Below are 24207 nucleotides of genomic sequence, written 5' to 3'. Positions count from 1 at the left end.
TGGAGAGCCACTAATGGCAAAGAGCAAGTTTGAGCGCAATAAGCCGCACGTCAACATCGGCACGATCGGTCACGTCGACCACGGCAAGACGTCGCTGACTGCTGCGATCACGAAGTACTTCGGCGAATACAAGGCGTATGACCAGATCGACGCTGCGCCGGAAGAAAAGGCGCGCGGCATCACCATTTCGACGGCGCACGTCGAATATGAGACGCCTGCTCGCCACTATGCCCACGTTGACTGCCCCGGCCACGCCGACTACGTCAAGAACATGATCACCGGTGCAGCGCAGATGGATGGCGCGATCCTGGTTTGCTCGGCAGCCGACGGCCCGATGCCGCAGACGCGCGAGCACATCCTGCTTGCTCGCCAGGTTGGCGTTCCGGCAATCGTCGTGTTCCTCAACAAGGTCGATCAGGTTGACGACGCCGAGCTTCTCGAGCTGGTTGAACTGGAAGTTCGCGAACTTCTGTCGTCCTACGACTTCCCGGGCGACGATATCCCGATCGTCAAGGGTTCGGCTCTTGCCGCTCTTGAAGATTCCGACAAGAAGATTGGTGAAGACGCGATCCGCGAGCTGATGGCCGCTGTCGACGCCTACATCCCGACGCCTGAGCGTCCGATCGACCAGCCGTTCCTGATGCCGATCGAAGACGTATTCTCGATCTCGGGCCGTGGTACGGTTGTGACGGGTCGCGTTGAGCGCGGTATTGTCAAGGTTGGTGAAGAAGTCGAGATCGTCGGCATTCGTCCGACGTCGAAGACGACGGTTACCGGCGTTGAAATGTTCCGCAAGCTGCTCGATCAGGGCCAGGCTGGCGACAACATCGGTGCTCTGGTTCGCGGCGTTACCCGTGACGGCGTCGAGCGTGGTCAGATCCTGTGCAAGCCGGGTTCGGTCAAGCCGCACAAGAAGTTCATGGCAGAAGCCTACATCCTGACGAAGGAAGAAGGCGGCCGTCATACGCCGTTCTTCACGAACTACCGTCCGCAGTTCTACTTCCGTACGACTGACGTGACCGGTATCGTTTCGCTGCCGGAAGGCACGGAAATGGTTATGCCTGGCGACAACGTCACCGTTGAAGTCGAGCTGATCGTTCCGATCGCGATGGAAGAAAAGCTGCGCTTCGCTATCCGCGAAGGCGGCCGTACCGTCGGCGCCGGCATCGTGGCCTCGATCGTCGAGTAATTTCGCGACGTTAAAATTCAGACCGGCGGCGGTGTTACTGACACCGCCGCCGGGCTTTTGGTAAAAAAGCCTGGCGGCGTTGCATTTTTAGTGCTTGAAAAATTCTGTGAAAGCGCGTAAACGCGCACTCACACTCACCCGCTGGATTCGCAAGCAATTGCGGAGCGCGGTGTTTTAGCAATACAGACTACTGAAATGATTGGGTGCTACGCGCATCCCTCTCGATTTTTGAAAATCTGCGGCGCCACGATCAATAGAAGTTCATGTGTTTCCGCGTGCGGAAACGAATAACAAAGAACAAGGACAAGACGAATGAACGGCCAGAATATCCGTATCCGCCTCAAGGCGTTCGATCACCGGATCCTCGATGCCTCTACCCGTGAAATCGTGTCGACCGCAAAGCGCACCGGCGCCAGCGTTCGCGGCCCGGTTCCGCTCCCCACCCGCATCGAAAAGTTTACCGTCAACCGCTCTCCTCACGTTGATAAGAAGAGCCGTGAACAGTTCGAAATGCGGACGCACAAGCGTCTTCTCGATATCGTTAACCCCACTCCGCAGACTGTCGATGCTCTGATGAAGCTCGACCTTGCTGCAGGCGTTGACGTGGAAATCAAGCTCTAAGACTGGCCTGACCTCATCCAAGTGAGGGCCATATAACAAGGAAGGTACGTGGAGAAATCCAACGACTTCCAATCCGGAGACCGGAAACATCGTGAGATGTCGAAGGGCACTCCTTAACAAAGGCCAAAAAGGGTTCTCCCTTCATGGCTCGCAAGAGGATGAACCAATGCGTTCAGGTGTGATTGCACAGAAAGTGGGTATGACACGCGTCTACAACGACGCCGGTGAACATATTCCCGTAACAGTATTGCGGATGGATAACGTACAAGTCGTTTCCCAGCGCACGGAAGACAAGAATGGCTACACCGCAGTTCAGCTCGGTGCCGGCCAGTCCAAGGTCAAAAACACGACGAAGGCACTTCGCGGTCACTTTGCCGCTGCCAATGTCGAACCGAAAGCAAAGCTCGTCGAGTTCCGGGTTTCCCCCGAGAACCTGATCGATATCGGTGCAACACTGACCGCAACTCATTTTCAGGCCGGCCAGCTGGTCGACGTGACAGGTACAACGATCGGTAAAGGTTTTGCCGGTGCTATGAAGCGTCACAACTTCGGTGGTGGCCGCGCTTCGCACGGTAACTCCGTATCGCACCGTGCGCACGGTTCGACTGGTAACAACCAGGATCCGGGCCGCGTGTGGAAGGGCAAGCGCATGGCTGGTCATATGGGCCAGACACGCGTTACGACCCAGAACCTCGAAGTCGTTTCGACCGATGAAGACCGTGGCCTGATCCTCGTCAAGGGTGCAGTTCCCGGTTCCAAGGGCGCCTGGATCATCGTCCGCGACGCCGTCAAGTCGGCCGCGAAGTAAGGGAGCCTTATCATGGAATTGAACGTCAAGACCCTCGAGGGAAAAGACGCCGGCAAGGTTTCTCTGTCGGACGAGATTTTCGGCCTCGATCCCCGCCAGGACATCCTGGCCCGTATGGTTCGCTGGCAGCTTGCAAAGAAGCAGCAGGGAACTCACAAAACCAAGACCCGTGCGGAAGTTTCCCGTACCGGTGCGAAGATGTACAAGCAGAAGGGTACGGGCCGCGCTCGTCACCATTCGGCTCGCGCACCGCAGTTCCGCGGCGGCGGCAAGGCCCACGGCCCGGTCGTTCGCAGCCATGCACACGATCTTCCCAAGAAGGTTCGTGCGCTTGCTCTGCGTCACGCCCTGTCTGCAAAGCTGAAGGCTGAAGACCTGATCATCATCGATCAGCTCGTCGCGTCCGAAGCAAAGACCAAGGCTCTGCTGGGCAGCTTCGCTTCGCTTGGCCTGACCAACGCTCTCGTTATCGGTGGCGCCGAACTTGATGGCAACTTCAAGCTCGCAGCCCAGAACATTCCGAATGTGGACGTTCTGCCGGTACAGGGCATCAATGTTTACGACATCCTGCGTCGTGGCAAGCTGGTGCTTTCCAAGGCTGCTGTAGAGGCTCTGGAGGAGCGGTTCAAATGACGGATCTTCGCCACTACGATGTGATCGTATCTCCTTCGATCACGGAAAAGTCGACGCTGGTATCCGAACAGAACCAGGTCGTATTCAACGTCGCCAAAAGCGCTTCCAAGCCTGAAATCAAGGCTGCCGTGGAAGCTCTCTTCGGTGTCAAAGTCACGGCTGTGAACACGCTTATCCGCAAGGGTAAGACCCGTCGTTTCCGTGGGTTCGCCGGTAAGCTGAAAGACGTCAAGAAAGCCGTCGTTACGCTCGCCGAAGGTCAATCCATCGACGTGTCCACCGGACTCTAAAGGTTAGGCCCAAGCGGGCAAAGACCCAAAAGGGAACAAGAATATGGCATTGAAAAGTTTCAATCCGACCACGCCGAGCCAGCGTCAGCTGGTTATCGTGGACCGCGCTTCGCTCTACAAGGGCAAGCCGGTAAAGGCCCTCACCCAGGGCCTCAGCTCCAAGGGTGGCCGCAACAACCAGGGCCGGATCACCGTCCGGTTCCAGGGTGGCGGTCACAAGCGGACCTATCGTCTGGTGGACTTCAAGCGTCGCAAGTTCGACGTGGAAGGCACCGTTGAGCGTCTGGAATACGACCCCAACCGCACCGCGTTCATCGCGCTGGTTACGTATACCGACGGCGAACAGGCTTACATTCTCGCGCCACAGCGTCTCGCTGCCGGTGACAAGGTAATCGCCTCCGACAAGGCAGTGGACGTGAAGCCCGGCAACACTATGCCGCTTCAGAACATTCCGGTCGGTTCGATCATCCACAACGTCGAGATGAAGCCGGGTAAGGGTGGTCAGATCGCCCGCTCCGCCGGTACGTATGTCCAGCTCGTCGGCCGCGATGCCGGTATGGCTATCCTGCGTCTCAACTCGGGCGAACAGCGTCTAGTGCACGGCTCCTGCCTGGCATCGATCGGCGCTGTTTCGAACTCCGATCACGGCAACACCAACGACGGCAAGGCCGGTCGTTCGCGTTGGCGTGGCAAGCGTCCGCACGTTCGCGGCGTCGTCATGAACCCGGTCGACCACCCGCACGGTGGTGGTGAAGGTCGCACGTCGGGTGGTCGCCACCCGGTTACTCCGTGGGGCAAGCCCACGAAGGGCAAGCGCACCCGTTCGAACAAGTCGACCGACAAGTTCATCATGCGTTCGCGCCATCAGCGCAAGAAGTAAGAGGAGAAGTCTCAAGTGGCTCGTTCAGTTTGGAAAGGTCCGTTTGTTGACGGCTATCTTCTCACTAAAGCTGAGAAGGTGCGCGAAAGCGGACGCAATGAAGTAATCAAGATCTGGAGCCGTCGCTCCACGATCCTGCCGCAGTTCGTCGGTCTGACGTTTGGCGTGTACAACGGCAGCAAGCATGTGCCCGTCTCGGTCAACGAAGACATGGTCGGACACAAGTTCGGTGAATTCTCTCCCACCCGTACCTATTACGGTCACGGCGCGGACAAGAAGGCAAAGAGGAAGTAATCATGGCGAAGGCTAAGACCGAACGCCGGCTGAAGGACAATGAGGCTCAGGCCATTGCCCGCACGCTCCGCGTCAGCCCCCAGAAACTGAACCTGGTTGCCGCTCTTATCCGTGGCAAGAAGGTTGATCGCGCTCTCGCCGAGCTCGAATTCTCCCGCAAGCGCATCGCAGGGACCGTCAAGAAGACGCTCGAATCTGCGATTGCCAATGCGGAAAACAACCATGACCTCGACGTCGACGCTCTCGTCGTCGCCGAGGCCTATGTTGGCAAGTCCATCACCATGAAGCGTTTCCACGCTCGTGGCCGTGGTCGTGCATCCCGCATTGAAAAGCCGTTCTCTCACCTCACGATCGTCGTTCGTGAAGTTGAGGAAAAAGGGGAGGCCGCATAATGGGTCAGAAAATCAATCCAATCGGCTTCCGCCTCGGCATCAACCGTACCTGGGACAGCCGCTGGTACGCTGACACCGCCGAATACGGCAAGCTTCTGCATGAGGACCTTAAGATCCGGGCTTACCTGATCAAGGAACTCAAGCAGGCCGGTATCGCCAAGGTGGTTATCGAGCGTCCGCACAAGAAGTGCCGCGTTACGATCCATTCGGCTCGTCCGGGTCTGATCATCGGCAAGAAGGGCGCAGACATCGAGAAGCTTCGCAAGAAGCTTTCCGAGATGACCAACTCTGAAACGCACCTCAACATCGTTGAAGTGCGCAAGCCGGAAATCGACGCGACTCTCGTCGCTCAGTCGATCGCCCAGCAGCTCGAGCGTCGCGTGGCTTTCCGCCGTGCGATGAAGCGCGCTGTTCAATCCGCAATGCGTCTTGGCGCCGAAGGCATCAAGATCACCTGCGGCGGCCGTCTCGGTGGCGCTGAAATCGCTCGTACCGAATGGTACCGCGAAGGCCGCGTTCCGCTGCACACGCTGCGTGCGGACATCGATTACGGTACGGCTGAAGCCGTAACCGCATTCGGCATCTGCGGCATCAAGGTCTGGATCTTCAAGGGCGAAATCCTTGAGCACGATCCGATGGCTTCTGAACGTCGTGGTCTCGAAGGCGATGCTCAAGGCCCTGCAAGCCGTGAGCGTGGCGATCGTCCCGATCGTCGTCGCGAAAACGCTTGATTGACGCTGGCGAAAGATAAGCTCGGAGAAGTAAGAAAATGTTGCAGCCAAAGCGTACTAAGTACCGTAAGCAGTTCAAGGGACGCATCAAGGGCGTCGCCAAGGGCGGCTTTGACCTGGCATTCGGTGAATTCGGCTTGAAGTCGCAGGAACCGAACCGCGTGAATGCACGCGAGATCGAAGCGGCCCGCCGCGCGATCACGCGTTACATGAAGCGCGCAGGTCGTGTGTGGATCCGCGTATTCCCTGACGTTCCGGTAACGGCCAAGCCGACCGAAGTTCGTATGGGTAAGGGCAAGGGTTCGGTCGAATACTGGGCATGCAAGGTCAAGCCCGGTCGTATGATGTTCGAGATCGACGGTGTTACCGAGGAGATCGCCCGCGAGGCGCTTCGTCTCGGCGCTGCCAAGCTCTCGGTCAAGACGCGCTTCGTACAGCGCATCGCAGAGTAAGGAGCAAGGCACATGAAAGCCGATGAAGTTCGCGGCCTCAGCGCCGACCAGCTCAAGGACAAACTCGCCGATCTGAAGAAGGAGCAGTTCAACCTGCGCTTCCAGAAGGCGACTGGCCAGCTGGAGAAGTCCTCGCGCATCAACGAAGTCCGCAAGGACATCGCCCGCGTTAAAACCATTGCCCGCCAGAAGGCGGCAGAAGCCAAGGCCTAAGGAAAAATAATATGCCGAAACGCATTCTGCAGGGCGTCGTAGTGTCCGACAAGAACGAGAAGACTGTTGTGGTCCGGGTTGAGCGCCGATTCGCTCACCCGCTCATGCAAAAGACCGTTCGCCGTTCGAAGAAGTACAAGGCACACGACGAGAACAATCAGTATAAGGTCGGCGATGTCGTTTCCATCGAGGAATGCGCACCGATCTCCAAGGACAAGCGCTGGACGGTCGTTTCCGCCCACGCTTAATTTCATCAGAATCGCGCCGGGTCTCTTGTACTTGGCGCGAAATCCTGTATGAAGCACCGCAAGGACGCTCGTGAATCGAGCGTCTTTTGCTTTGATGCGCACGGAAGGTCCCTAGGGAAACCACCCTGTCACGACATTTCCGCGCAAATGAAGAGACATTCATAAGCTGGGGCAGGGGGCTCGCTCGGGAGAGTTTGCCCAACCGTTCCGGTAACAACAAGAAGGCGACCTGACATGATTCAGATGCAAACAAACCTCGACGTGGCGGATAATTCCGGCGCACGTCGTGTCATGTGCATCAAGGTGCTGGGCGGCTCGAAGCGCAAATATGCTTCTGTTGGCGACATTATTGTCGTTTCCATCAAGGAAGCTATTCCGCGCGGCCGCGTCAAAAAGGGCGATGTGATGAAGGCGGTTGTCGTTCGCACCGCCAAGGACATCCGTCGCGCTGACGGCAGCGTCATCCGTTTCGATAACAACGCAGCCGTTCTTATCGACAATAAGAAAGAGCCCATCGGCACCCGTATCTTCGGACCGGTTCCGCGCGAACTTCGCGCCAAGAACCACATGAAGATCATCTCGCTGGCTCCGGAAGTACTGTAAGGAGCGTATGCGATGCAGAAAATTCGTAAAGGCGACAACGTTGTCGTATTGACCGGTAAGGACAAGGGCCGTACCGGCGAAGTAATCCAGGTGATGCCGAAAGAAGACCGTGCCGTTGTGCGTGGCGTGAACATGGTGAAGCGTCACCAGCGCCAGACCCAGGCTCAGGAAGCTGGCATCATCAACAAGGAAGCGTCCTTGCACATCTCCAACATTGCCATCGTCGATAAGGATGGCAAGCCGACCCGCGTTGGCTTCACTGTTGTAGACGGCAAGAAGGTCCGCGTGGCCAAGCGTTCGGGAGAAGTGATCGATGGCTGATAAGTACGAGCCGCGTCTCAAGACGGAGTACGTTTCCCGTATCCGTGGCGCCATGCAGGAGAAGTTCTCCTACGCGAACGTGATGATGATCCCGAAGCTTGAAAAGATCGTGATCAACATGGGCGTTGGCGAAGCGACGGCTGACTCCAAGAAGCCGACCATCGCTGCCGGTGACCTGGCTGCAATTGCCGGCCAGAAGCCGGTCGTTACCCGCGCTCGCAACTCGATCGCTGGTTTCAAGGTTCGCGAAGGCATGCCGATCGGTGCGAAGGTTACCCTTCGTGGCGCACGCATGTACGAATTCCTTGATCGCCTGGTCAACATCGCGCTGCCGCGCGTTCGCGACTTCCGGGGTCTGAACCCGAAGAGCTTTGACGGCCGTGGCAACTTCGCCATGGGCATCAAGGAACACATTGTGTTCCCTGAGATCAACTACGATAAGGTTGATCAGATGTGGGGCATGGACATCATCGTTTGCACGACGGCGACGTCGGATGACGAAGCTCGGGCTCTGCTTACAGAGTTCAACTTCCCGTTCCGTACCTAACCGTAACGACGAGCGTAGAAAAGGAACTCCGATATGGCGAAAACAAGCGCAGTTGAAAAGAACAAGCGCCGCCGCAACTCGGTTGCCCAGCAGGCCACCAAGCGCGCTGCACTGAAGGCGATCGTGATGAACCAGTCCCTTCCGATCGAAGACCGGTTCAAGGCCACTCTGAAGCTCGCTTCGCTGCCGCGTGACGGCTCGAAGACGCGTATCCGCAACCGCTGCGAAGTAACGGGCCGTCCGCGCGCGTTCTATCGCAAGCTCAAGATGTCGCGTATCGCGCTTCGTGAGCTGGGCAATTCCGGCAAGGTGCCGGGCATTGTCAAGTCGAGCTGGTAAGGAGACGGGCACATGACCATGACTGATCCTTTGGGTGATATGCTCACCCGCATCCGCAATGGTGCTGCTCGCCGTAAGTCTTCGGTAAGCACACCTGCTTCCAGCCTCCGTGCACGCGTTCTCGACGTGCTGCAGGCTGAAGGCTACATTCGCGGTTATTCCAAGAGCGATTTCGAAAACGGCAAGGCCGAATTCACGATCGAGCTGAAGTACTACGAAGGCGCGTCCGTGATCCGTGAGATCGGCCGCGTTTCCAAGCCGGGCCGCCGAGTTTATGTCTCGGTTAAGTCCATTCCGCAGGTCGCGAACGGCCTCGGCATCACCATCCTTTCGACCCCGAAGGGCGTGATGGCCGATCACCAAGCTCGCGAACAGAACGTTGGTGGCGAGGTTCTTTGCTCGGTCTTCTAAGACCCGAGCACGGATCTCCATAACGAACAGACAGGATTGAACAATGTCTCGTATCGGTAAAAAGCCCGTTCAGGTTCCAGCAGGTGTTACGGCCAATGTCGACGGCCAGAAGGTCACTGCTACGGGCCCGAAGGGTGAACTGTTTTTCGTCGCTAATGACGATATTCAGCTGAAACTCGAAGATAATGGCGTTTCCGTAACGCCGGCCAATAACTCCAAGGATGCTCGTTCCAAGTGGGGCATGTCCCGCACGATGATCGAGAACATCTTCAAGGGTGTTAAGGACGGCTACGAACGCAAGCTCGAAATCAACGGCGTCGGTTACCGTGCCGCCCTGCAGGGCAAGAACCTGCAGCTGGCTCTCGGTTTCAGCCACGATGTTGTTTACGAGCCTCCGGTCGGCATCACCATTGCCGTGCCGAAGCCGACGGAAATCATCGTTTCCGGTATCAACAAGCAGCAGGTCGGTCAGGTAGCCGCGGAAATCCGCGAATACCGTGGTCCCGAGCCCTATAAGGGCAAGGGCGTGAAGTACGCTGAAGAGCGTATTGTCCGCAAAGAAGGCAAGAAGAAGTAAGGATCACGCGAAATGGCTAGCAGGAAAGAAGCACTTGCACGTCGCGCGAGCCGTGTGCGCCGCCAGATCAAGGCGGTTGCCAACGGCCGTCCGCGCCTGTCGGTTCATCGCTCGTCGAAGAACATCTACGCCCAGATCATCGATGACGTTGCTGGTAAGACGCTTGCGTCTGCCTCCACGCTCGAAGCCGATCTACGCGGCTCGCTCAAGACCGGCGCCGACGTTGCAGCAGCAGCTGTCGTAGGCAAGCTCGTTGCCGAGCGTGGCGTCAAGGCTGGCGTCAAGGATGTCGTATTCGACCGTGGCGCGTTCATCTATCATGGCCGTATCAAGGCTGTGGCAGAAGCTGCCCGCGAAGGCGGTCTGAACTTCTAATGTTTTATCCGCCCGGACAATGATCCGGGCGGATTTTCACCGGGCCATGCGGGTCTCTTCATCGAGGCCGGTGGTCTTTTCGTTTGCCGTTCCACCCGTAAAAGAAAAAGGACAAGGACAATGGCACAGGAAAAAAGAGGTTCTCGCGACGATCGCCAGAACCGTGAAGAGCGCGATAGCGAATTCGTCGACAAGCTGGTCGCGATCAACCGCGTTGCAAAGGTTGTTAAGGGTGGCCGTCGCTTCGGCTTCGCCGCTCTCGTCGTCGTCGGCGACCAGAAGGGCCGCGTTGGCTTCGGTCACGGCAAGGCTCGCGAAGTTCCGGAAGCCATCCGTAAGGCAACCGAGAGCGCAAAGCGCGATCTGATCTTCGTTCCGCTGCGCGATGGCCGCACGCTGCATCACGACGTCAATGGCCGTCACGGCGCAGGCAAGGTTCTGCTGCGTTCGGCCAAGGCCGGTACCGGTATCATCGCCGGTGGTCCGATGCGCGCTGTTTTCGAAACGCTGGGCGTTCACGACGTTGTTGCCAAGTCGACCGGTTCCTCGAACCCGTACAACATGGTTCGCGCAACGTTCGACGCTCTGAAGCATCAGGTTCATCCCAAGGACATCGCTGCACAGCGCGGTCTGAAGTATGCGACCCTTCAGTCTCGCCGTGCCGCTTCCGGCAACGCTTCTGAAGAATAAGGAGCTGGATCATGGCCAAGAAGACTACTGAAGCCAAGAAGACTGTCACGGTCGAACAGATCGGCAGCCCCATCCGCCGCCCGGCAATCCAGCGTCAGACGCTGGTCGGTCTGGGTCTCAACAAGATGCACCGTCAGCGCACCCTGGAAGATACTCCTGCGGTTCGCGGCATGATCCGTGCGGTCCAGCATCTCGTTCGCGTCGTTGACGAGAAGTGAGACGGAGTAACCTATCATGAAACTCAATGAAATCAGAGACAACGAAGGCTCCTCCAAGGACCGTACCCGCGTAGGTCGCGGTATCGGTTCTGGCAAGGGCAAGACCGGTGGTCGCGGTGTGAAGGGTCAGAAGGCTCGTTCCGGCGTCGCCATCAACGGTTTTGAAGGCGGTCAGATGCCCATCTACCGTCGTCTGCCGAAGCGCGGTTTCAACAACATCTTCGCTTCCGAATTTGCTGTTGTATCGCTCGGCCGCATTCAGACCGCCATCGACGCCAAGAAGCTCGACGCTTCCGCAACGATCGACGCTGCTGCCCTCAAGGCTGCCGGCGTGATCCGTCGCACCAAGGACGGCGTTCGCATTCTCGCTGACGGCGAACTGACGACCAAGGTCGCTTTCGAAGTAGCCGGCGCTTCCAAGCCTGCACTCGAAAAGATTGAGAAGGCTGGCGCCTCGATCAAGCTTCTCGCGGTTGCAGCAGAAGCCTCCGAGTAATATATAGACTTCAGACGCCCGGAGCATGGTCGCTCCGGGCGTTTGCGCTCCCTGGCTTGTGGTGCTCCGATCTAAATCGATTTATGGAGGCATCATGGCAAACTCTTCGCGGTACAGCTGTTATGCGTGCCGCTTGCGGCATAAAGTGCCGCAGGGAGAGCCTCACAGTTCTTGAACTTCCGTAGGGGAGGGGATAGGACATAAAAAAACAGGGTGAGGCATGATGGCGGCGTAATGCCGTGTTCGTCCGAAGCCCGTTTTTGAACCGGTATTTTTAGACCTTTCCGCATTGGCCGGTTTCGCTGGCCGGCAAGGGTCATTCGGAGAAATTTATGGCTTCAGCAGCGGAACAACTGGCTTCGAACCTGAATTTTTCGACCTTCGCTAAGGCGGAGGATCTGAAAAAGCGTCTCTGGTTTACTCTTGCCGCACTTCTCGTCTACCGTCTCGGCACCCATATTCCGCTTCCGGGTCTGAACCCAGAAGCCTATGCGCAGGCCTTCCAGGGCCAGGCCAACGGTATTCTCGGTCTTTTCAACATGTTTGCGGGTGGCGCAGTCGAGCGTATGGCGATCTTCGCCCTCGGCATCATGCCTTACATCTCCGCTTCGATCATCGTGCAGCTCATGACCTCGGTCGTGCCCTCGCTCGAAGCGTTGAAGAAGGAAGGCGAAGCCGGCCGCAAGATCATCAACCAGTACACGCGCTACGGCACGGTGTTGCTGGGTACGCTGCAGGCCTACGGCATCGCCGTCGGCCTTGAAAGCGGCAACGGTCTTGTGGTCGATCCCGGCCTGTTCTTCCGTATCTCCACCGTCATCACGCTGCTCGGCGGCACGATGTTCCTGATGTGGCTCGGCGAGCAGATCACCTCGCGCGGTATCGGCAACGGTATTTCGCTCATCATCTTTGCGGGCATTGCCGCAGGCCTGCCCAAGGCGCTTGCCGGCACCCTGGAACTTGGCCGTACCGGTGCGCTGTCGACGACGCTCATCCTCATGGTCGTCATCGTGGCGATCGGTGTCATCGCGCTGATCGTTTTCGTGGAACGCGCCCAGCGCCGCCTGCTGATACAATATCCGAAACGCCAGGTCGGCAACCGGATGTTCCAGGGCGACACCTCGCATCTACCGCTGAAGCTCAACACGGCCGGTGTCATTCCCGCGATCTTTGCATCCTCGCTGCTGCTTCTGCCCGCGACGGCTGCCGGTTTTGCTGGAAACACCAATCTGCCGCCATGGGCGACGGCCATCATCGCGTCGCTGCAGCACGGGCAGCCGCTGTTCATGGCTCTCTACGGTCTGCTGATCGCGTTCTTCGCGTTTTTCTACACGGCTATCGTCTTCAATCCGAAGGACACGGCCGATAACCTCAAGAAGCACGGCGGCTTCATTCCGGGCATTCGTCCGGGCGAGCGCACCGCGGAGTACATCGATTACGTTCTGACCCGCATCACCGTGGTCGGCGCGATTTATCTGGTCTTCGTGTGTATCCTTCCTGAGACACTTATCGCGCGTACGGGCATTCCGTTAGCCCTTGGTGGTACTTCGCTTTTGATCGTTGTCAGTGTAACTCTGGACACGGTTGCGCAGATTCAGGGTCACCTGATCGCGCAGCAGTATGAAGGATTGATCAAGAAGTCGAAGTTGCGTGGAGGAAAGAGGGGACGATGAGACTGATATTTTTGGGTCCGCCGGGTGCGGGCAAGGGAACCCAGGCCAAACGCCTGACTGACAAGTACGGGATCCCGCAGCTTTCCACCGGTGACATGCTTCGCGCTGCGGTCAGCGCGGGCACCGAAATCGGCAAGCGCGCCAAAGCCGTCATGGACGCCGGCGGGCTGGTTTCCGACGATATCGTCAATCAGATCGTTTCCGAACGCATCGAAGCGCCGGACTGTGCCAAGGGCTTTATTCTCGACGGCTATCCGCGCACCGTTCCGCAGGCCAAGGCGCTTGCCGAGAACATGCGCAAGAAGAATCTTGCCCTTGATGCCGTCATTGAACTGAAGGTGGATGAAGAGGCGTTGATTCGCCGAATCGAAAACCGCGTCGCGGAGACCATCGCCGCCGGCGGTACGGTTCGTTCGGACGACAATCCGGAAGCCTTCCGCAAGCGGCTGACGGAATATCGCGAAAAAACCGCGCCGCTGTCGAGCTACTACAGCGAGCAGGGCGAGCTTGTGACGCTTGATGGCATGGCGGATGTCGATGCCGTCACCGAGGCCATTGAGGGCGTTCTCGAGAAAGCCTCGGCCTGAGGGCCGGAGCGGGTTGGCGAGAGCTTTGAACGGCTTTCTGCTGATATTCTGCTCTCCCGGGTTAACAGATCCACTGGATCGCAAAAGAATCTTGGCGGAGCCGGTTGCTTTTTTGCGCTGATTCCGTTAAACACCGCGCCAACTCGCGACATCCCAAGCGACTGGCGCGGATTTCCCTGAGGGAAGGGAGATCCGGGTTCAGTCGTTTTGACTTGTCACGGACATCAATTTTGAACTGGCGGTTTCGTGCCGCTCAAATGGAATCACCACTTGCCGGATGGCAACTGGAACCAAGGAGAAAAGACGTGGCACGTATCGCTGGCGTCAACATCCCGACTGCGAAGCGCGTTGTTATTGCGCTGACCTATATTCACGGGATTGGTCCGAAATTCGCGCAGGAAATCATGACCAAGGTCGGTATTCCGGCTGAAAAGCGCGTTCATCAGCTGACGGATGCTGAAGTTCTTCAGATCCGCGAAGCCATCGACCGCGACTATCAGGTCGAAGGCGATCTTCGTCGTGATACTTCGATGAACATCAAGCGTTTGATGGACCTCGGCTGCTACCGCGGCCTGCGTCACCGTCGTGGCCTTCCGGTCCGCGGTCAGCGCACGCACACCAACGCCCGCACCCGTAAGGGTCCGGCGAAGGCTATCGCTGGTAAGAAGAAGTAATTTTCCGGTTCTCCGGAAAAGAGAGGCTGGTGCGGTCTGCGCCAGCCTTTCTGAGTTTGGCGTAAAGCTCGGATACGGGTTTGTCGCCGGTGTAGCCGCTGGTGTTACGGCGGTGAAGAGATCAATGAAAGGTATAATATGGCCAAGGAAGCCGCACGCGTTCGCCGTCGCGAACGTAAAAATATCACGTCGGGCGTCGCGCACGTCAACTCGACCTTCAACAACACGATGATCACCATCACCGACGCACAGGGCAATGCTATCGCCTGGTCGTCCGCTGGTGCCAAGGGCTTCAAGGGTTCGCGTAAGTCGACCCCGTTTGCTGCCCAGATCGCTGCTGAAGATTGCGCGAAGAAGGCTCAGGAACACGGCATGAAGTCGCTTGAAGTTGAAGTTTGCGGTCCGGGTTCCGGTCGTGAATCGGCACTTCGCGCCCTGCAGGCTGCCGGTTTCATGATCACTTCCATTCGCGACGTGACGCCGATCCCGCACAATGGTTGCCGTCCGCGCAAGAAGCGCCGCGTCTGACGCGACCGTGGTTCGGAAATTCCGCCTTTCCTCAGGTCTGGCGGAATTTTCGTGTATCTGGCGTGTGCGCGTCGATTTCGATCGACGGACTTGCGCTCAAGAACCCACCGATGAACCGCTGAATTAGGTTCCTCTCGGTGTTTTCATGCTCGGTCCGTCACGATTGGATGGTGGCGGCGAACGGAAGGTTTAAAGATGATTCAGAAGAACTGGCAGGAACTTATCAAGCCGAACAAGGTCGAGTTCACCTCGTCCAGCCGCATTAAGGCAACGCTCGTTGCCGAGCCGCTGGAGCGTGGTTTCGGCCTCACCCTCGGCAACGCGCTGCGTCGCGTTCTGTTGTCTTCTCTGCGTGGCGCCGCTGTGACGGCCGTGCAGATCGACGGTGTCCTGCACGAATTCTCCTCCATTCCCGGCGTTCGGGAAGACGTGACGGATATCGTGCTCAACATCAAGGAAATCGCCATCAAGATGGATGGTGACGATTCCAAGCGCATGGTCGTGCGCAAGCAGGGTCCGGGTTCCGTGACCGCTGGCGATATCCAGACGGTTGGCGACATCGAGATACTGAACCCCGACCACGTGATCTGCACGCTGGACGAGGGCGCTGAAATCCGCATGGAATTCACCGTCAACAACGGCAAGGGTTACGTACCGGCTGAGCGCAACCGCGCGGAAGATGCCCCGATCGGCCTCATTCCGGTGGACAGCCTCTATTCTCCGGTCAAGAAAGTGTCCTACAAGGTGGAAAACACCCGTGAAGGCCAGGTTCTCGACTATGACAAGCTGATCATGACGATCGAGACCAACGGTTCGGTTTCCGGCGAAGACGCCGTTGCCTTTGCCGCTCGCATTCTTCAGGACCAGCTCGGCGTCTTCGTCAACTTCGACGAGCCGCAGAAGGAAGCAGAAGAAGAATCGGTTACCGAACTCGCGTTCAACCCGGCGCTTCTCAAGAAGGTCGACGAGCTCGAGCTGTCGGTTCGTTCGGCAAACTGCCTGAAGAACGACAACATCGTTTACATCGGCGACCTGATCCAGAAGACCGAAGCCGAAATGCTTCGCACGCCGAACTTTGGTCGCAAGTCGCTGAACGAAATCAAGGAAGTTCTCGCTTCCATGGGCCTGCATCTCGGTATGGAAGTACCGGCATGGCCGCCTGAGAACATCGAAGATCTCGCCAAGCGTTACGAAGACCAATACTAACAAGCAAAAAGGCAGACCCTTTAAAGACTGCCTTTCCCCGTCAAACAGCAGGTAAGTCACCTGCATGTGCCAGGAAACGGCAGGCCCGGATAGGAAACCTGCACTAAAGGAGAATAGCAATGCGCCACGGAAATTCAGGCCGCAAGCTCAATAGAACCGCCAGCCACCGCAAGGCAATGTTTGCCAACATGGCTGCTTCGCTCATCACCCATGAGCAGATCGTAACCACGCTTCCTAAGGCGAAGGAAATCCGCCCGATCGTCGAGCGTCTCGTCACTCTCGGCAAGCGCGGCGACCTGCACGCTCGTCGTCAGGCGATCTCGCAGATCAAGGATCAGGACGCCGTTCGCAAGCTGTTCGACGCGATCGCTTCGCGTTACGCAACCCGCAACGGCGGCTACCTGCGTATCATGAAGGCAGGCTACCGACAGGGCGACAACGCGGCTCTCGCCGTTGTTGAATTCGTCGAGCGCGACGTTGACGCCAAGGGCGCAGCCGACAAGGCTCGCGTTGCTGCAGAAGCTGCTGCTGCTGAAGCTGCGTAAGTTCTGACGCCTTTCAGGCGTCGTGAATAAAAAGCCGGGCGAGAGATCGCCCGGTTTTTTGCGTTCTGGTATCGGCAGGCGGAACGATTGAAGCTTTCGCCATCGCGACGGAATGTTGGGGAGGGGATGCTTAAATTCGATAGGCAGCGGTACAGCTATTCGTATCCACCAACCATCACTAAGCCCTCGTCAGGCGCAATCAAAGTTGTCGAGTTTGTTTCCTGAACTTGGAAATAGCCACCGCCATCTGATGCTCGATGGAAGAGAGTTTGCAGTTTCTGATCAGCAATGCAATCCAAACTGTCTATTAGATCAACCACCCAGCGCCCCCGGTCGTCCGCTCCGAATGCCGGTGTCTCAGTCCAGGGCGCGGATGTCGCTCTATTGAGAGAAGCCAAGCCGTTCTGTCGAACCTCATCCACGAAACCTGGTTCGAGTTTGTAAATGGCAACGGCGCATTTAAACCATTTGGTGTTGTAATAAACCGTTTCGCCAGCGGGGATGCCGTTTGGGATATCGTTGCGCAAACGGTCGGGCGAATCTCCGTCACAACCAGCTAAAGCAATCAGCAGGGATGCCAACACGAAGCTGGCAGTTCTACAGTTAAATTTCAAGCCCACGCGCTTAGTTGTAAAGCTCACAGTGTCTCCACCCACAATTTCTCGGGAAGGATCCTATCGGGTTTTATAATCGGAAATGTCGTGGAATAGTTCATCGCTCTTCTCTCACTCCGGAACGTGGATGCGACCCTTGATGTGTTTGAGGTGCGCGACGATGGTGAAGGTCATGACGACCAGCAGCGACCATGAACTCCATTTGCCGATATGCACGACGGACCACGCGCCTATCTGATCGGGATATTTCCAGATGCCGAAGAAGGTGGAGATGTTTTCCGCCAGCCAGACGAAAAAGCCGATCAGGATGAAGGCGAGCAGCAGGGGCATCTTGCGATCACGATCATAGGGCCGGAAGACGACAGTTGCGCGTGAATAGAGGCCGATGGCGCAGGCGGCGATGTACCAGCGGTAATCGCCGATGAAGTGATGCGTGAAGAAGTTGGCGTAGACGGCTATCCCGATCAGCGTTGCCATCCAATAGGCTGGATAGTGGCGAATGCGCACATCCAGCAGGCGCCACGCCTGAATGATGTAGCTGCCAACGGCAGCATACATGAAGCCGGAAAAGAGCGGCACGCCGAGAACCTTGGTATAGGCGAAATCCGGATAGGACCAGGACTGGATGGCGCTGGAGGTCTTGAACACTTCCAGCGCAAAACCGACGATATGGAACAACAGGATAGCCTTGGCCTCATCAAGCGTTTCCAACCTGCTCCAGATCATGAAGAACTGTATGCCGAGCGCAATGACCAGCAATACGTCATAACGGGGAATGCCGAACAGCCCGCCATGCGGCATCACGAAAATCGAGATGAAGAACAAGCCCGCAAACAGGCAGGAGCGGGCTTCCTTGATGCCGAAATATAGAAACTCGACGATAAAGCGCCTGATGCCCTTGAGTTCGCCCCAGGGATAGGTATCGCAAAGCAGATTGTCCAAGAAGGAGAGGCGGCTTGCGGCTGGACTTGTCCCTGTGCTCATGTTCACGCCCCGATTTGCATTCGTCACGTTTCATACGAAAACCGGAAGGAGCTCGCATGGGCTTGCCAAACCTATCCCCGTCTTATTTTGTCCGCATCCGGCTTTTGGTGGGTGCGGTGGCGGTGATCGTCTGCGGCCTTTGCCTGCGGGCATTCGGCTACGACGTGGGGCTGTCGTTCGTGGCGGTAAAATACGGCGGATCCGTGCTCTGGGGGGCGATGGTTTACCTGTTGCTGGCGGCAGTCTTTCCTGCCCGCTGGCACGGCCATGAGGTTCACGTCGCTATTCTTGTCGTTGTCGTCGTGGAACTCATCCGGCTTATCCATTTTCCGGCACTGGACGCATTTCGCGCAACGACGACCGGGGCTTTGCTGCTCGGCCGCGTTTTTTCGCTGTGGAATATTATCTGCTATCTCGGGGGTATCGGGGCCGCTTCACTTATTGCCGGACGGGTCTGGCGCGCTTCCCCCTCTTCATCGCCATGATTGATGGCCGCACCAGCCGATATCCGAGCAACACTACCATCGTGCTGATATAGAACACCGGCTCCAGCGTGATCGACTTTCGCGCCAGCACGAAGTGCAGCACGCCGACGATGAGCACGAGATAGGCTAGCTTGTGCAGCGTGTTCCAGCGGCTGCCGAGCTTGCGGATCGACCAGCGGTTGGAGGTGAGCGCGAGGGGCAAGAGCATGATGAGCCCGGCCATGCCGAGCATGATATAGGGCCGCTTCAGAATATCGCCGGCGATGGAACTGATGACCAGGCCGCGATCCAGCACCAGATAGACCGTGAAATGCGCCAGCACGTAATAAAAGGCGATCAGCCCCAGCGCCCGGCGATAGGCGATGAGGTTGATGTTGAACAGGTCGCGCAGCGGCGTCACCAGCAGGCCAATGCACAGGAAACGCAGCGCCCAGATGCCGAGCAGGTGCTCGAAATCCTTGACCGGATTGAAGCCGAGGCCGCCGGTTGCGGCGAGATAGAAATACCACACGCCCGGACAGAGCCCGACCACATAGAGCGACCAGATGGCCGCCGGCTGGTAACGCTTCGGCAGCGAGGGAAGCGGCAGGGCGAAGGCCATAGTCAATAATTCGCTTTCAGGTCCAGGCCGGTATAAAGGCTTGCCACCTCGTCATAGCCGTTGAACATCAGCGTCGGGCGGTTCTGGGTGCCGAAAAAGCCACCTTCGCCGATGCGCTGTTCCGTCGCCTGACTCCAGCGGGGATGGTCCACATGCGGATTGACGTTGGAATAGAAGCCGTATTCGCGGGCGTTTGAGTTTTTCCACGTCGTTTCCGGCTGTTTTTCGACAAGCGAAATCCGCACGATGGATTTGATGCCCTTGAAACCGTATTTCCATGGAACGACGAGGCGGATCGGAGCGCCGTTCTGGTTCGGCAGCGTTTCTCCGTAAAGGCCAACGGCGAGGATGGTCAGCGGATGGCGTGCCTCGTCAAGACGCAGGCCCTCGACATAGGGCCAGGACAGCGGCTGGAACAGGCCGCTCTGGGCCGGCATTTCCTCCGGCCGCACCACGGTTTCGAAGGACACGTATTTCGCGCTGCCGAGCGGCTCCACCTTGTCGAGAAGTGCCGCGAGGGGAAAGCCGATCCACGGAATGACCATCGACCAGCCCTCGACGCAACGCATGCGATAGGTGCGCTCCTCGAGCTGATATTTCATGAGGTCTTCTATGCCGAATTCCTGCGGTTTGGAGACGAGGCCATCCACTTTCACCGTCCAGGGGGTAGGCTTGAACTTGCCGGAATTTTCCTTGGGGTCGGATTTTCCGACGCCGAATTCGTAGAAATTATTGTAGCTGGTGACGGCGTCGAGCGGCGTGAGTGTTTCATCCAGCTTGTAGGCGCCGGCTTTTGCCGCAAGCGGTGCGGCGATCGCCTCACGGCCGGAAAGCCCGACTGCCGCAAGCCCTGCCGCCGTGCCGAGGAAGTTGCGTCTCGACAGGTAGATGTTCTTTGGCGTGATTTCGCTTGCCGCGATGAGGGGCGGACGATAGGCGGGCATTTCAACCTCCACAAAAGCCGGGTGCATCGGCGATAAATCGATTATGATAGGCTATACGGCCGCTGCACAGATATGTTTCAGCGCTCTGCGCAAAAACAACGATCGGGCGGCGGAAATCGCGCATTTGTGATGAAAAACAACCCGAATTGCGGGGCAGAGAAACAGCGTACCGTACCGAACCGTACTGTTTTGCCCGAAGGTGGCAGTGACAGGGCTTGCGGTTTGCGCTAGAAAAACCGCAAAATAGGGCGAGGGCATTTTGACCGCGTTGCGGGAATGCGCTCTTCTGCCTAAGAGATCGAGGAAAACACCATGCCAGCCTATCGCTCCAGAACGACAACCCACGGCCGCAACATGGCGGGCGCGCGCGGCCTTTGGCGCGCCACCGGCATGAAGGACAGCGATTTCGGCAAGCCGATCATCGCGGTGGTCAATTCCTTCACGCAATTCGTGCCGGGCCATGTGCATCTGAAAGATCTTGGCCAGCTCGTTGCCCGCGAAATCGAGGCGGCGGGCGGCGTGGCCAAGGAATTCAACACCATCGCTGTCGATGACGGCATCGCCATGGGCCATGATGGCATGCTCTATTCACTGCCGTCGCGCGAGATCATCGCGGATTCGGTGGAATATATGGTCAATGCCCATTGCGCCGATGCGATGGTGTGCATTTCCAACTGCGACAAGATCACCCCCGGCATGCTGAATGCGGCGATGCGCCTCAATATTCCCTCCGTTTTCGTGTCCGGTGGGCCGATGGAAGCCGGCAAGGTGGTCATGCACGGCAAGACGGTTGCGCTCGATCTGGTCGACGCCATGGTCGCGGCTGCCGATGACAAGATTTCCGATGAGGACGTCGCAGTCATCGAGCGTTCCGCTTGCCCGACCTGCGGCTCCTGTTCCGGCATGTTCACGGCCAACTCCATGAACTGTCTGACCGAGGCGCTGGGTCTTTCGCTGCCCGGCAACGGCTCGACACTCGCCACCCATTCGGATCGCAGGCGGTTGTTCGTCGAGGCTGGTCATCTGATCGTCGATCTGGCGCGTCGTCATTATGAGCAAGACGACGAAACCGTGCTGCCGCGTACCATCGCCAACAAGGCAGCGTTCGAAAACGCCATGTCGCTGGATATCGCCATGGGCGGCTCCACCAACACGGTGCTGCATATTCTGGCGGCGGCGCATGAGGGCGGCGTCGATTTCGGCATGGAGGACATCGACCGTCTTTCCCGTAAGGTTCCCTGCCTTTCCAAGGTCGCGCCCGCCAAGCAGGATGTGCACATGGAAGACGTTCACCGCGCCGGCGGCATCATGCGCATTCTCGGCGAGCTGGAGCGCGGCGGTCTCATCAACCGCGACACCTATACGGTGCACGAGGCGACGCTTGGCGACGCCATTGACCGCTGGGACATCACCCGCACCAATAGCGAAACGGTGCGCCAGTTCTTCAAGGCCGCACCCGGCGGCGTGCCGACGCAGGTGGCCTTCAGCCAGTCCTCGCGCTGGGACGATCTGGATACCGACAGCGAAAACGGCGTCATCCGCTCGGTTGAAAAACCCTTCTCCAAGGATGGGGGTCTGGCCGTGCTTTACGGCAATATCGCGCTTGACGGCTGCATCGTGAAGACGGCGGGTGTCGATGAATCCATCCTGAAATTCACCGGCCCGGCGGTCGTTTACGAAAGCCAGGACGCGGCGGTGAAGGGCATTCTCAGCAACGAGGTCAAGGCGGGCGACGTCGTCGTCATCCGTTACGAAGGGCCGAAGGGCGGGCCTGGCATGCAGGAAATGCTGTACCCGACCAGCTATCTGAAATCCAAGGGCCTCGGCAAAGCCTGCGCACTGATCACCGACGGGCGTTTTTCGGGCGGCACGTCCGGCCTTTCCATCGGCCACGCCTCGCCGGAAGCAGCACAGGGCGGCGCCATCGGCCTCGTACGTCCGGGTGATCTGATCGAGATCGACATTCCGAACCGCACGATCAACCTCAACGTGCCGGATGCCGAACTGGCGTCGCGTCGTGCCGAACAGGAAGAGCTTGGCTGGAAGCCGGAGGCGCCGCGCAAGCGCAATGTCACGACGGCGCTGAAGGCCTATGCGGCTTTTGCGTCGAGCGCGGACAAGGGCGCCGTGCGGATTTTGCCGGAGTAAACCCGGCAGGGCAGGTGCGGCAGCGTGTTTCGCGGAGTGATAACAAGCATGCTCCGTCACCCCGGACCCGATCCGGGGTCTAGCGCGATCAAGTCTTTGATCGCGAAAGGCTCTTTCACGGCGCAGACGCGCCGTGGCTGGATGCCGGATCAGGTCCGGCATGACGGGGGAAGGCCCTCATTTTGTCAGCAGCCTGAGCCGCTCCTATGAGCGGCTTTTTGTTACGCTGACATAGATGTCGCTCGTTCAGAAACCGATTCAATTGCCTGAGACCTTGATTCTCCAAACTCGCGCAACACGCTGTTTCCCTGTAATAAATTCGAATATCTCCAGCCGGACGCCGGCCATCCCGCAGTCACATTGGAGTGAAGTCCGTCCACCGGGTCTTTTCCACAGCGTGGCAATGCCTAACTTCTCCATTATGAAAAGACGAACCGCACTCGGCCTGATCGCGTCTCTACCTTTTGCCCGGCTTGCCCGTGCGCAAGCGTCTGGCAATGGCGCTCGTTTCGATCTGTTGCTCAGCGAGGCGGATGCGCTTTCGAGCCTCAAGGCCGTCATCGTCAGCATCGATGGCGAGGAGGTCGCCAGTCGCGCCTATCATGGTGCGGGATTAAACGGTTCCACCAACATCAAGTCGGCCTCGAAATCGGTCATTTCGGCGCTGGTCGGTATGGCGATCGATCGCAAGATACTCGTGGGGACCGATCAGCCGATCGCGACTGTTCTGCGCGCCGATTTTCCGCAGAACCCCGATCCGCGTCTGGAAAGGGTCACCATCGGTAACCTGCTCTCCATGCAGTCCGGTCTGGAGCGCATGTCTGGCCCGAATTACGGCCGCTGGGTCGCCAGCCGCAACTGGGTAAGGATGGCGCTGGGATCGGGATTTGCCGGAGAACCGGATGGTGGCATGCTTTATTCTACTGGGTCCACGCATCTGCTTTCGGCGATACTGACCAAGGCATCCGGCCGCTCGACGCTGTCTTTGGCGCGCGACTGGTTCCGGCCGCTGGAAGGGTTTTCCATCGGCGGCTGGGAGCGCGATCCGCAGGGCATCTATCTCGGTGGCAACCAGATGGCGATGACGGCGCGGTCGTTGCTGGCCTTTGGCGAGCTTTACCGGCGAGGCGGAGTGACGCCCGGCGGCGAGCGGCTGATTTCGCAAGGCTGGATCGACCAGTCCTGGCAGCAGCGCACCAATTCCGTCTTCAACGGCGACGGTTACGGCTATTGCTGGTTCATCAAGGAGATGGCGGGTTCGACGGTCTATTATGCCTGGGGTTATGGCGGGCAGATGCTTTACATCGTACCCGCCAAACGTCTTTCAGTGGTGATGACGTCACGCGAGGACGCACCTTCGGCCAGAACCGGTTATCGCGACCAGCTGCACGGGTTGATGGAGAATATCATTCGCGTGGCCTAAGTGGCGTTGCACAAGTCAAAGCGGTCTGTTGATGCTCTGGAAAGCTTCGCCCAGCTTCTTCATGCGTTCCTCATAAGCGCCAGTCAGGCAGGCAACATCCGCCGCGCATTCCTGGCGTCTTTTCAGCCATTTGCTCTGTTCTTCACGCAAAGTGTCGCGAGCGCCCATGGCCATCAGCTGAGTGAGGATATCGAAGGTGGTGACCATCTTCACGTCCTGATCGTTGAGGGTGCGGTTGTCGCAGATGGCTTTTTCGTCCGCCGCGAGATCCGGCTTCGTGCAGTCGAAGCTTGCGGCGCTGGCGGGCGAACCGAGTGAAGAGCAGGCGAGGATGATGCCGGAGGCAAGAAGTATCTGTTTCAGATGCATGGATCGTCTCTTTTGAGGACAGTCAGATGCGGATGAAACCAAAATGCGGGTGGTTGGTTCCACCTGCCCAAGCGCGCCATCGCATCGAAAAGGTTGGC

General features: G+C 58.0%; 36 protein-coding genes. 31 read left to right on the top strand and 5 right to left on the bottom strand.

What is annotated here, in order from left to right; all coding sequences use genetic code 11:
- Positions 1-13: 13 nt before the first annotated feature.
- The 28 genes from tuf (at position 14) to rplQ (ending at position 16541) form a co-directional block, all read left to right on the top strand.
- On the top strand, positions 14-1189 hold the full coding sequence (gene tuf, locus QSK43_RS04985; protein ID WP_332302506.1) for an elongation factor Tu: 1176 nt from the start codon (positions 14-16) through the stop codon (positions 1187-1189).
- Between the two features lie 312 nt (positions 1190-1501).
- Positions 1502-1810: a 30S ribosomal protein S10 gene (gene rpsJ / locus QSK43_RS04980; protein ID WP_045024701.1), complete on the top strand. Its 309-nt coding sequence runs from the start codon at positions 1502-1504 to the stop codon at positions 1808-1810.
- Between the two features lie 166 nt (positions 1811-1976).
- Entirely contained in the window at positions 1977-2618 is a 642-nt protein-coding gene (gene rplC, locus QSK43_RS04975; RefSeq protein WP_003516149.1) for a 50S ribosomal protein L3, read from the top strand.
- 12 nt (positions 2619-2630) lie between these two features.
- Positions 2631-3251, top strand: a complete 621-nt coding sequence (rplD, locus tag QSK43_RS04970; RefSeq protein WP_045024699.1) for a 50S ribosomal protein L4 — start codon at positions 2631-2633, stop codon at positions 3249-3251.
- On the top strand, positions 3248-3541 hold the full coding sequence (locus QSK43_RS04965) for a 50S ribosomal protein L23 (RefSeq protein ID WP_003495178.1): 294 nt from the start codon (positions 3248-3250) through the stop codon (positions 3539-3541). The genes rplD and QSK43_RS04965 overlap by 4 nt, the downstream gene beginning before the upstream one ends.
- Before the next feature lie 43 nt (positions 3542-3584).
- On the top strand, positions 3585-4421 hold the full coding sequence (gene rplB / locus QSK43_RS04960) for a 50S ribosomal protein L2 (protein ID WP_045024697.1): 837 nt from the start codon (positions 3585-3587) through the stop codon (positions 4419-4421).
- Positions 4422-4436: 15 nt separating this feature from the next.
- Positions 4437-4715 carry a 30S ribosomal protein S19 gene (rpsS, locus tag QSK43_RS04955; protein WP_003507772.1) on the top strand — a complete coding sequence of 93 codons (279 nt, stop codon included), beginning with the start codon at positions 4437-4439 and terminating at the stop codon, positions 4713-4715.
- A gap of 2 nt (positions 4716-4717) precedes the next feature.
- A complete protein-coding gene (rplV, locus tag QSK43_RS04950) occupies positions 4718-5107 on the top strand; it encodes a 50S ribosomal protein L22 (protein WP_003495184.1) in 390 nt (129 codons plus the stop codon).
- Positions 5107-5838 carry a 30S ribosomal protein S3 gene (gene rpsC / locus QSK43_RS04945; protein WP_045024695.1) on the top strand — a complete coding sequence of 244 codons (732 nt, stop codon included), beginning with the start codon at positions 5107-5109 and terminating at the stop codon, positions 5836-5838. The genes rplV and rpsC overlap by 1 nt, the downstream gene beginning before the upstream one ends.
- A gap of 38 nt (positions 5839-5876) precedes the next feature.
- Positions 5877-6290, top strand: a complete 414-nt coding sequence (gene rplP, locus QSK43_RS04940; protein WP_006313973.1) for a 50S ribosomal protein L16 — start codon at positions 5877-5879, stop codon at positions 6288-6290.
- A gap of 12 nt (positions 6291-6302) precedes the next feature.
- Positions 6303-6503, top strand: a complete 201-nt coding sequence (gene rpmC, locus QSK43_RS04935) for a 50S ribosomal protein L29 (RefSeq protein ID WP_003495193.1) — start codon at positions 6303-6305, stop codon at positions 6501-6503.
- Positions 6504-6514: 11 nt separating this feature from the next.
- Positions 6515-6751, top strand: coding sequence for a 30S ribosomal protein S17 (gene rpsQ, locus QSK43_RS04930; RefSeq protein ID WP_045024693.1), 237 nt, complete (start codon positions 6515-6517; stop codon positions 6749-6751).
- A 234-nt stretch (positions 6752-6985) separates the two neighbouring features.
- A complete protein-coding gene (gene rplN / locus QSK43_RS04925) occupies positions 6986-7354 on the top strand; it encodes a 50S ribosomal protein L14 (RefSeq protein ID WP_003495199.1) in 369 nt (122 codons plus the stop codon).
- Between the two features lie 12 nt (positions 7355-7366).
- Complete coding sequence (gene rplX / locus QSK43_RS04920) at positions 7367-7675, top strand: 50S ribosomal protein L24 (RefSeq protein ID WP_045017086.1); 309 nt, start codon at positions 7367-7369, stop codon at positions 7673-7675.
- Entirely contained in the window at positions 7668-8222 is a 555-nt protein-coding gene (rplE, locus tag QSK43_RS04915) for a 50S ribosomal protein L5 (RefSeq protein WP_045024692.1), read from the top strand. Before rplX ends, rplE begins: the two co-directional genes overlap by 8 nt.
- A 33-nt stretch (positions 8223-8255) precedes the next feature.
- Positions 8256-8561, top strand: coding sequence for a 30S ribosomal protein S14 (gene rpsN, locus QSK43_RS04910; protein WP_045024691.1), 306 nt, complete (start codon positions 8256-8258; stop codon positions 8559-8561).
- 12 nt (positions 8562-8573) lie between these two features.
- Complete coding sequence (rpsH, locus tag QSK43_RS04905) at positions 8574-8972, top strand: 30S ribosomal protein S8 (protein ID WP_045024690.1); 399 nt, start codon at positions 8574-8576, stop codon at positions 8970-8972.
- 43 nt (positions 8973-9015) lie between these two features.
- Entirely contained in the window at positions 9016-9549 is a 534-nt protein-coding gene (gene rplF / locus QSK43_RS04900; RefSeq protein WP_045024689.1) for a 50S ribosomal protein L6, read from the top strand.
- 12 nt (positions 9550-9561) lie between these two features.
- Positions 9562-9924 carry a 50S ribosomal protein L18 gene (gene rplR / locus QSK43_RS04895; RefSeq protein ID WP_003516127.1) on the top strand — a complete coding sequence of 121 codons (363 nt, stop codon included), beginning with the start codon at positions 9562-9564 and terminating at the stop codon, positions 9922-9924.
- Positions 9925-10044: 120 nt separating this feature from the next.
- Positions 10045-10614, top strand: a complete 570-nt coding sequence (gene rpsE, locus QSK43_RS04890) for a 30S ribosomal protein S5 (protein WP_003516126.1) — start codon at positions 10045-10047, stop codon at positions 10612-10614.
- Positions 10615-10625: 11 nt separating this feature from the next.
- Positions 10626-10832: a 50S ribosomal protein L30 gene (gene rpmD / locus QSK43_RS04885; RefSeq protein WP_003495212.1), complete on the top strand. Its 207-nt coding sequence runs from the start codon at positions 10626-10628 to the stop codon at positions 10830-10832.
- A 16-nt stretch (positions 10833-10848) separates the two neighbouring features.
- Positions 10849-11328 (top strand): 50S ribosomal protein L15, encoded by a 480-nt coding sequence (rplO, locus tag QSK43_RS04880; RefSeq protein ID WP_045024688.1) that lies wholly within the window; start codon positions 10849-10851, stop codon positions 11326-11328.
- Positions 11329-11660: 332 nt separating this feature from the next.
- The gene (gene secY, locus QSK43_RS04875; protein ID WP_045024687.1) at positions 11661-13001 is read left to right on the top strand and encodes a preprotein translocase subunit SecY; all 1341 of its coding nucleotides are present in this window, start codon (positions 11661-11663) and stop codon (positions 12999-13001) included.
- Positions 12998-13588, top strand: a complete 591-nt coding sequence (locus tag QSK43_RS04870; RefSeq protein ID WP_045024685.1) for an adenylate kinase — start codon at positions 12998-13000, stop codon at positions 13586-13588. Before secY ends, QSK43_RS04870 begins: the two co-directional genes overlap by 4 nt.
- 305 nt (positions 13589-13893) lie before the next feature.
- On the top strand, positions 13894-14262 hold the full coding sequence (gene rpsM / locus QSK43_RS04865) for a 30S ribosomal protein S13 (RefSeq protein ID WP_045024684.1): 369 nt from the start codon (positions 13894-13896) through the stop codon (positions 14260-14262).
- A 138-nt stretch (positions 14263-14400) separates the two neighbouring features.
- Complete coding sequence (rpsK, locus tag QSK43_RS04860; RefSeq protein WP_003495225.1) at positions 14401-14790, top strand: 30S ribosomal protein S11; 390 nt, start codon at positions 14401-14403, stop codon at positions 14788-14790.
- Between the two features lie 195 nt (positions 14791-14985).
- Positions 14986-15996, top strand: coding sequence for a DNA-directed RNA polymerase subunit alpha (locus QSK43_RS04855; protein ID WP_045024682.1), 1011 nt, complete (start codon positions 14986-14988; stop codon positions 15994-15996).
- A 119-nt stretch (positions 15997-16115) separates the two neighbouring features.
- The gene (gene rplQ / locus QSK43_RS04850) at positions 16116-16541 is read left to right on the top strand and encodes a 50S ribosomal protein L17 (protein WP_006313985.1); all 426 of its coding nucleotides are present in this window, start codon (positions 16116-16118) and stop codon (positions 16539-16541) included.
- Between the two features lie 155 nt (positions 16542-16696).
- Here the strand turns inward: rplQ and QSK43_RS04845 are convergent, their stop codons facing one another.
- Positions 16697-17182 carry a hypothetical protein gene (locus tag QSK43_RS04845; RefSeq protein WP_332302505.1) on the bottom strand — a complete coding sequence of 162 codons (486 nt, stop codon included), beginning with the start codon at positions 17180-17182 and terminating at the stop codon, positions 16697-16699.
- 84 nt (positions 17183-17266) lie between these two features.
- Positions 17267-18139, bottom strand: coding sequence for a DUF817 domain-containing protein (locus QSK43_RS04840; RefSeq protein WP_332302504.1), 873 nt, complete (start codon positions 18137-18139; stop codon positions 17267-17269).
- Between the two features lie 56 nt (positions 18140-18195).
- Here QSK43_RS04840 and QSK43_RS04835 point away from each other — a divergent pair, with 56 nt between their 5' ends.
- Complete coding sequence (locus QSK43_RS04835; RefSeq protein ID WP_332302503.1) at positions 18196-18624, top strand: ribosomal maturation YjgA family protein; 429 nt, start codon at positions 18196-18198, stop codon at positions 18622-18624.
- Here QSK43_RS04835 and msrQ read toward each other — a convergent pair.
- A complete protein-coding gene (gene msrQ / locus QSK43_RS04830; RefSeq protein WP_332302635.1) occupies positions 18578-19225 on the bottom strand; it encodes a protein-methionine-sulfoxide reductase heme-binding subunit MsrQ in 648 nt (215 codons plus the stop codon). The genes QSK43_RS04835 and msrQ overlap by 47 nt on opposite strands.
- A 2-nt stretch (positions 19226-19227) precedes the next feature.
- A complete protein-coding gene (msrP, locus tag QSK43_RS04825; protein WP_332302502.1) occupies positions 19228-20169 on the bottom strand; it encodes a protein-methionine-sulfoxide reductase catalytic subunit MsrP in 942 nt (313 codons plus the stop codon).
- 312 nt (positions 20170-20481) lie between these two features.
- On the opposite strand from msrP, the gene ilvD reads away from it, so the two are divergent.
- Positions 20482-22317 carry a dihydroxy-acid dehydratase gene (gene ilvD, locus QSK43_RS04820; RefSeq protein ID WP_332302501.1) on the top strand — a complete coding sequence of 612 codons (1836 nt, stop codon included), beginning with the start codon at positions 20482-20484 and terminating at the stop codon, positions 22315-22317.
- Positions 22318-22738: 421 nt separating this feature from the next.
- On the top strand, positions 22739-23740 hold the full coding sequence (locus tag QSK43_RS04815) for a serine hydrolase domain-containing protein (RefSeq protein WP_332302500.1): 1002 nt from the start codon (positions 22739-22741) through the stop codon (positions 23738-23740).
- Between the two features lie 15 nt (positions 23741-23755).
- On the opposite strand, the gene QSK43_RS04810 is transcribed toward QSK43_RS04815, so the two are convergent.
- Positions 23756-24109 carry a lysozyme inhibitor LprI family protein gene (locus QSK43_RS04810; RefSeq protein ID WP_332302499.1) on the bottom strand — a complete coding sequence of 118 codons (354 nt, stop codon included), beginning with the start codon at positions 24107-24109 and terminating at the stop codon, positions 23756-23758.
- Positions 24110-24207: the final 98 nt, after the last annotated feature.

This window comes from Rhizobium sp. GR12 (assembly GCF_036596185.1).
Taxonomy (GTDB): Bacteria; Pseudomonadota; Alphaproteobacteria; order Rhizobiales; family Rhizobiaceae; genus Agrobacterium; species Agrobacterium nepotum.
This window is presented reverse-complemented; position numbering and strand designations above follow the sequence as displayed.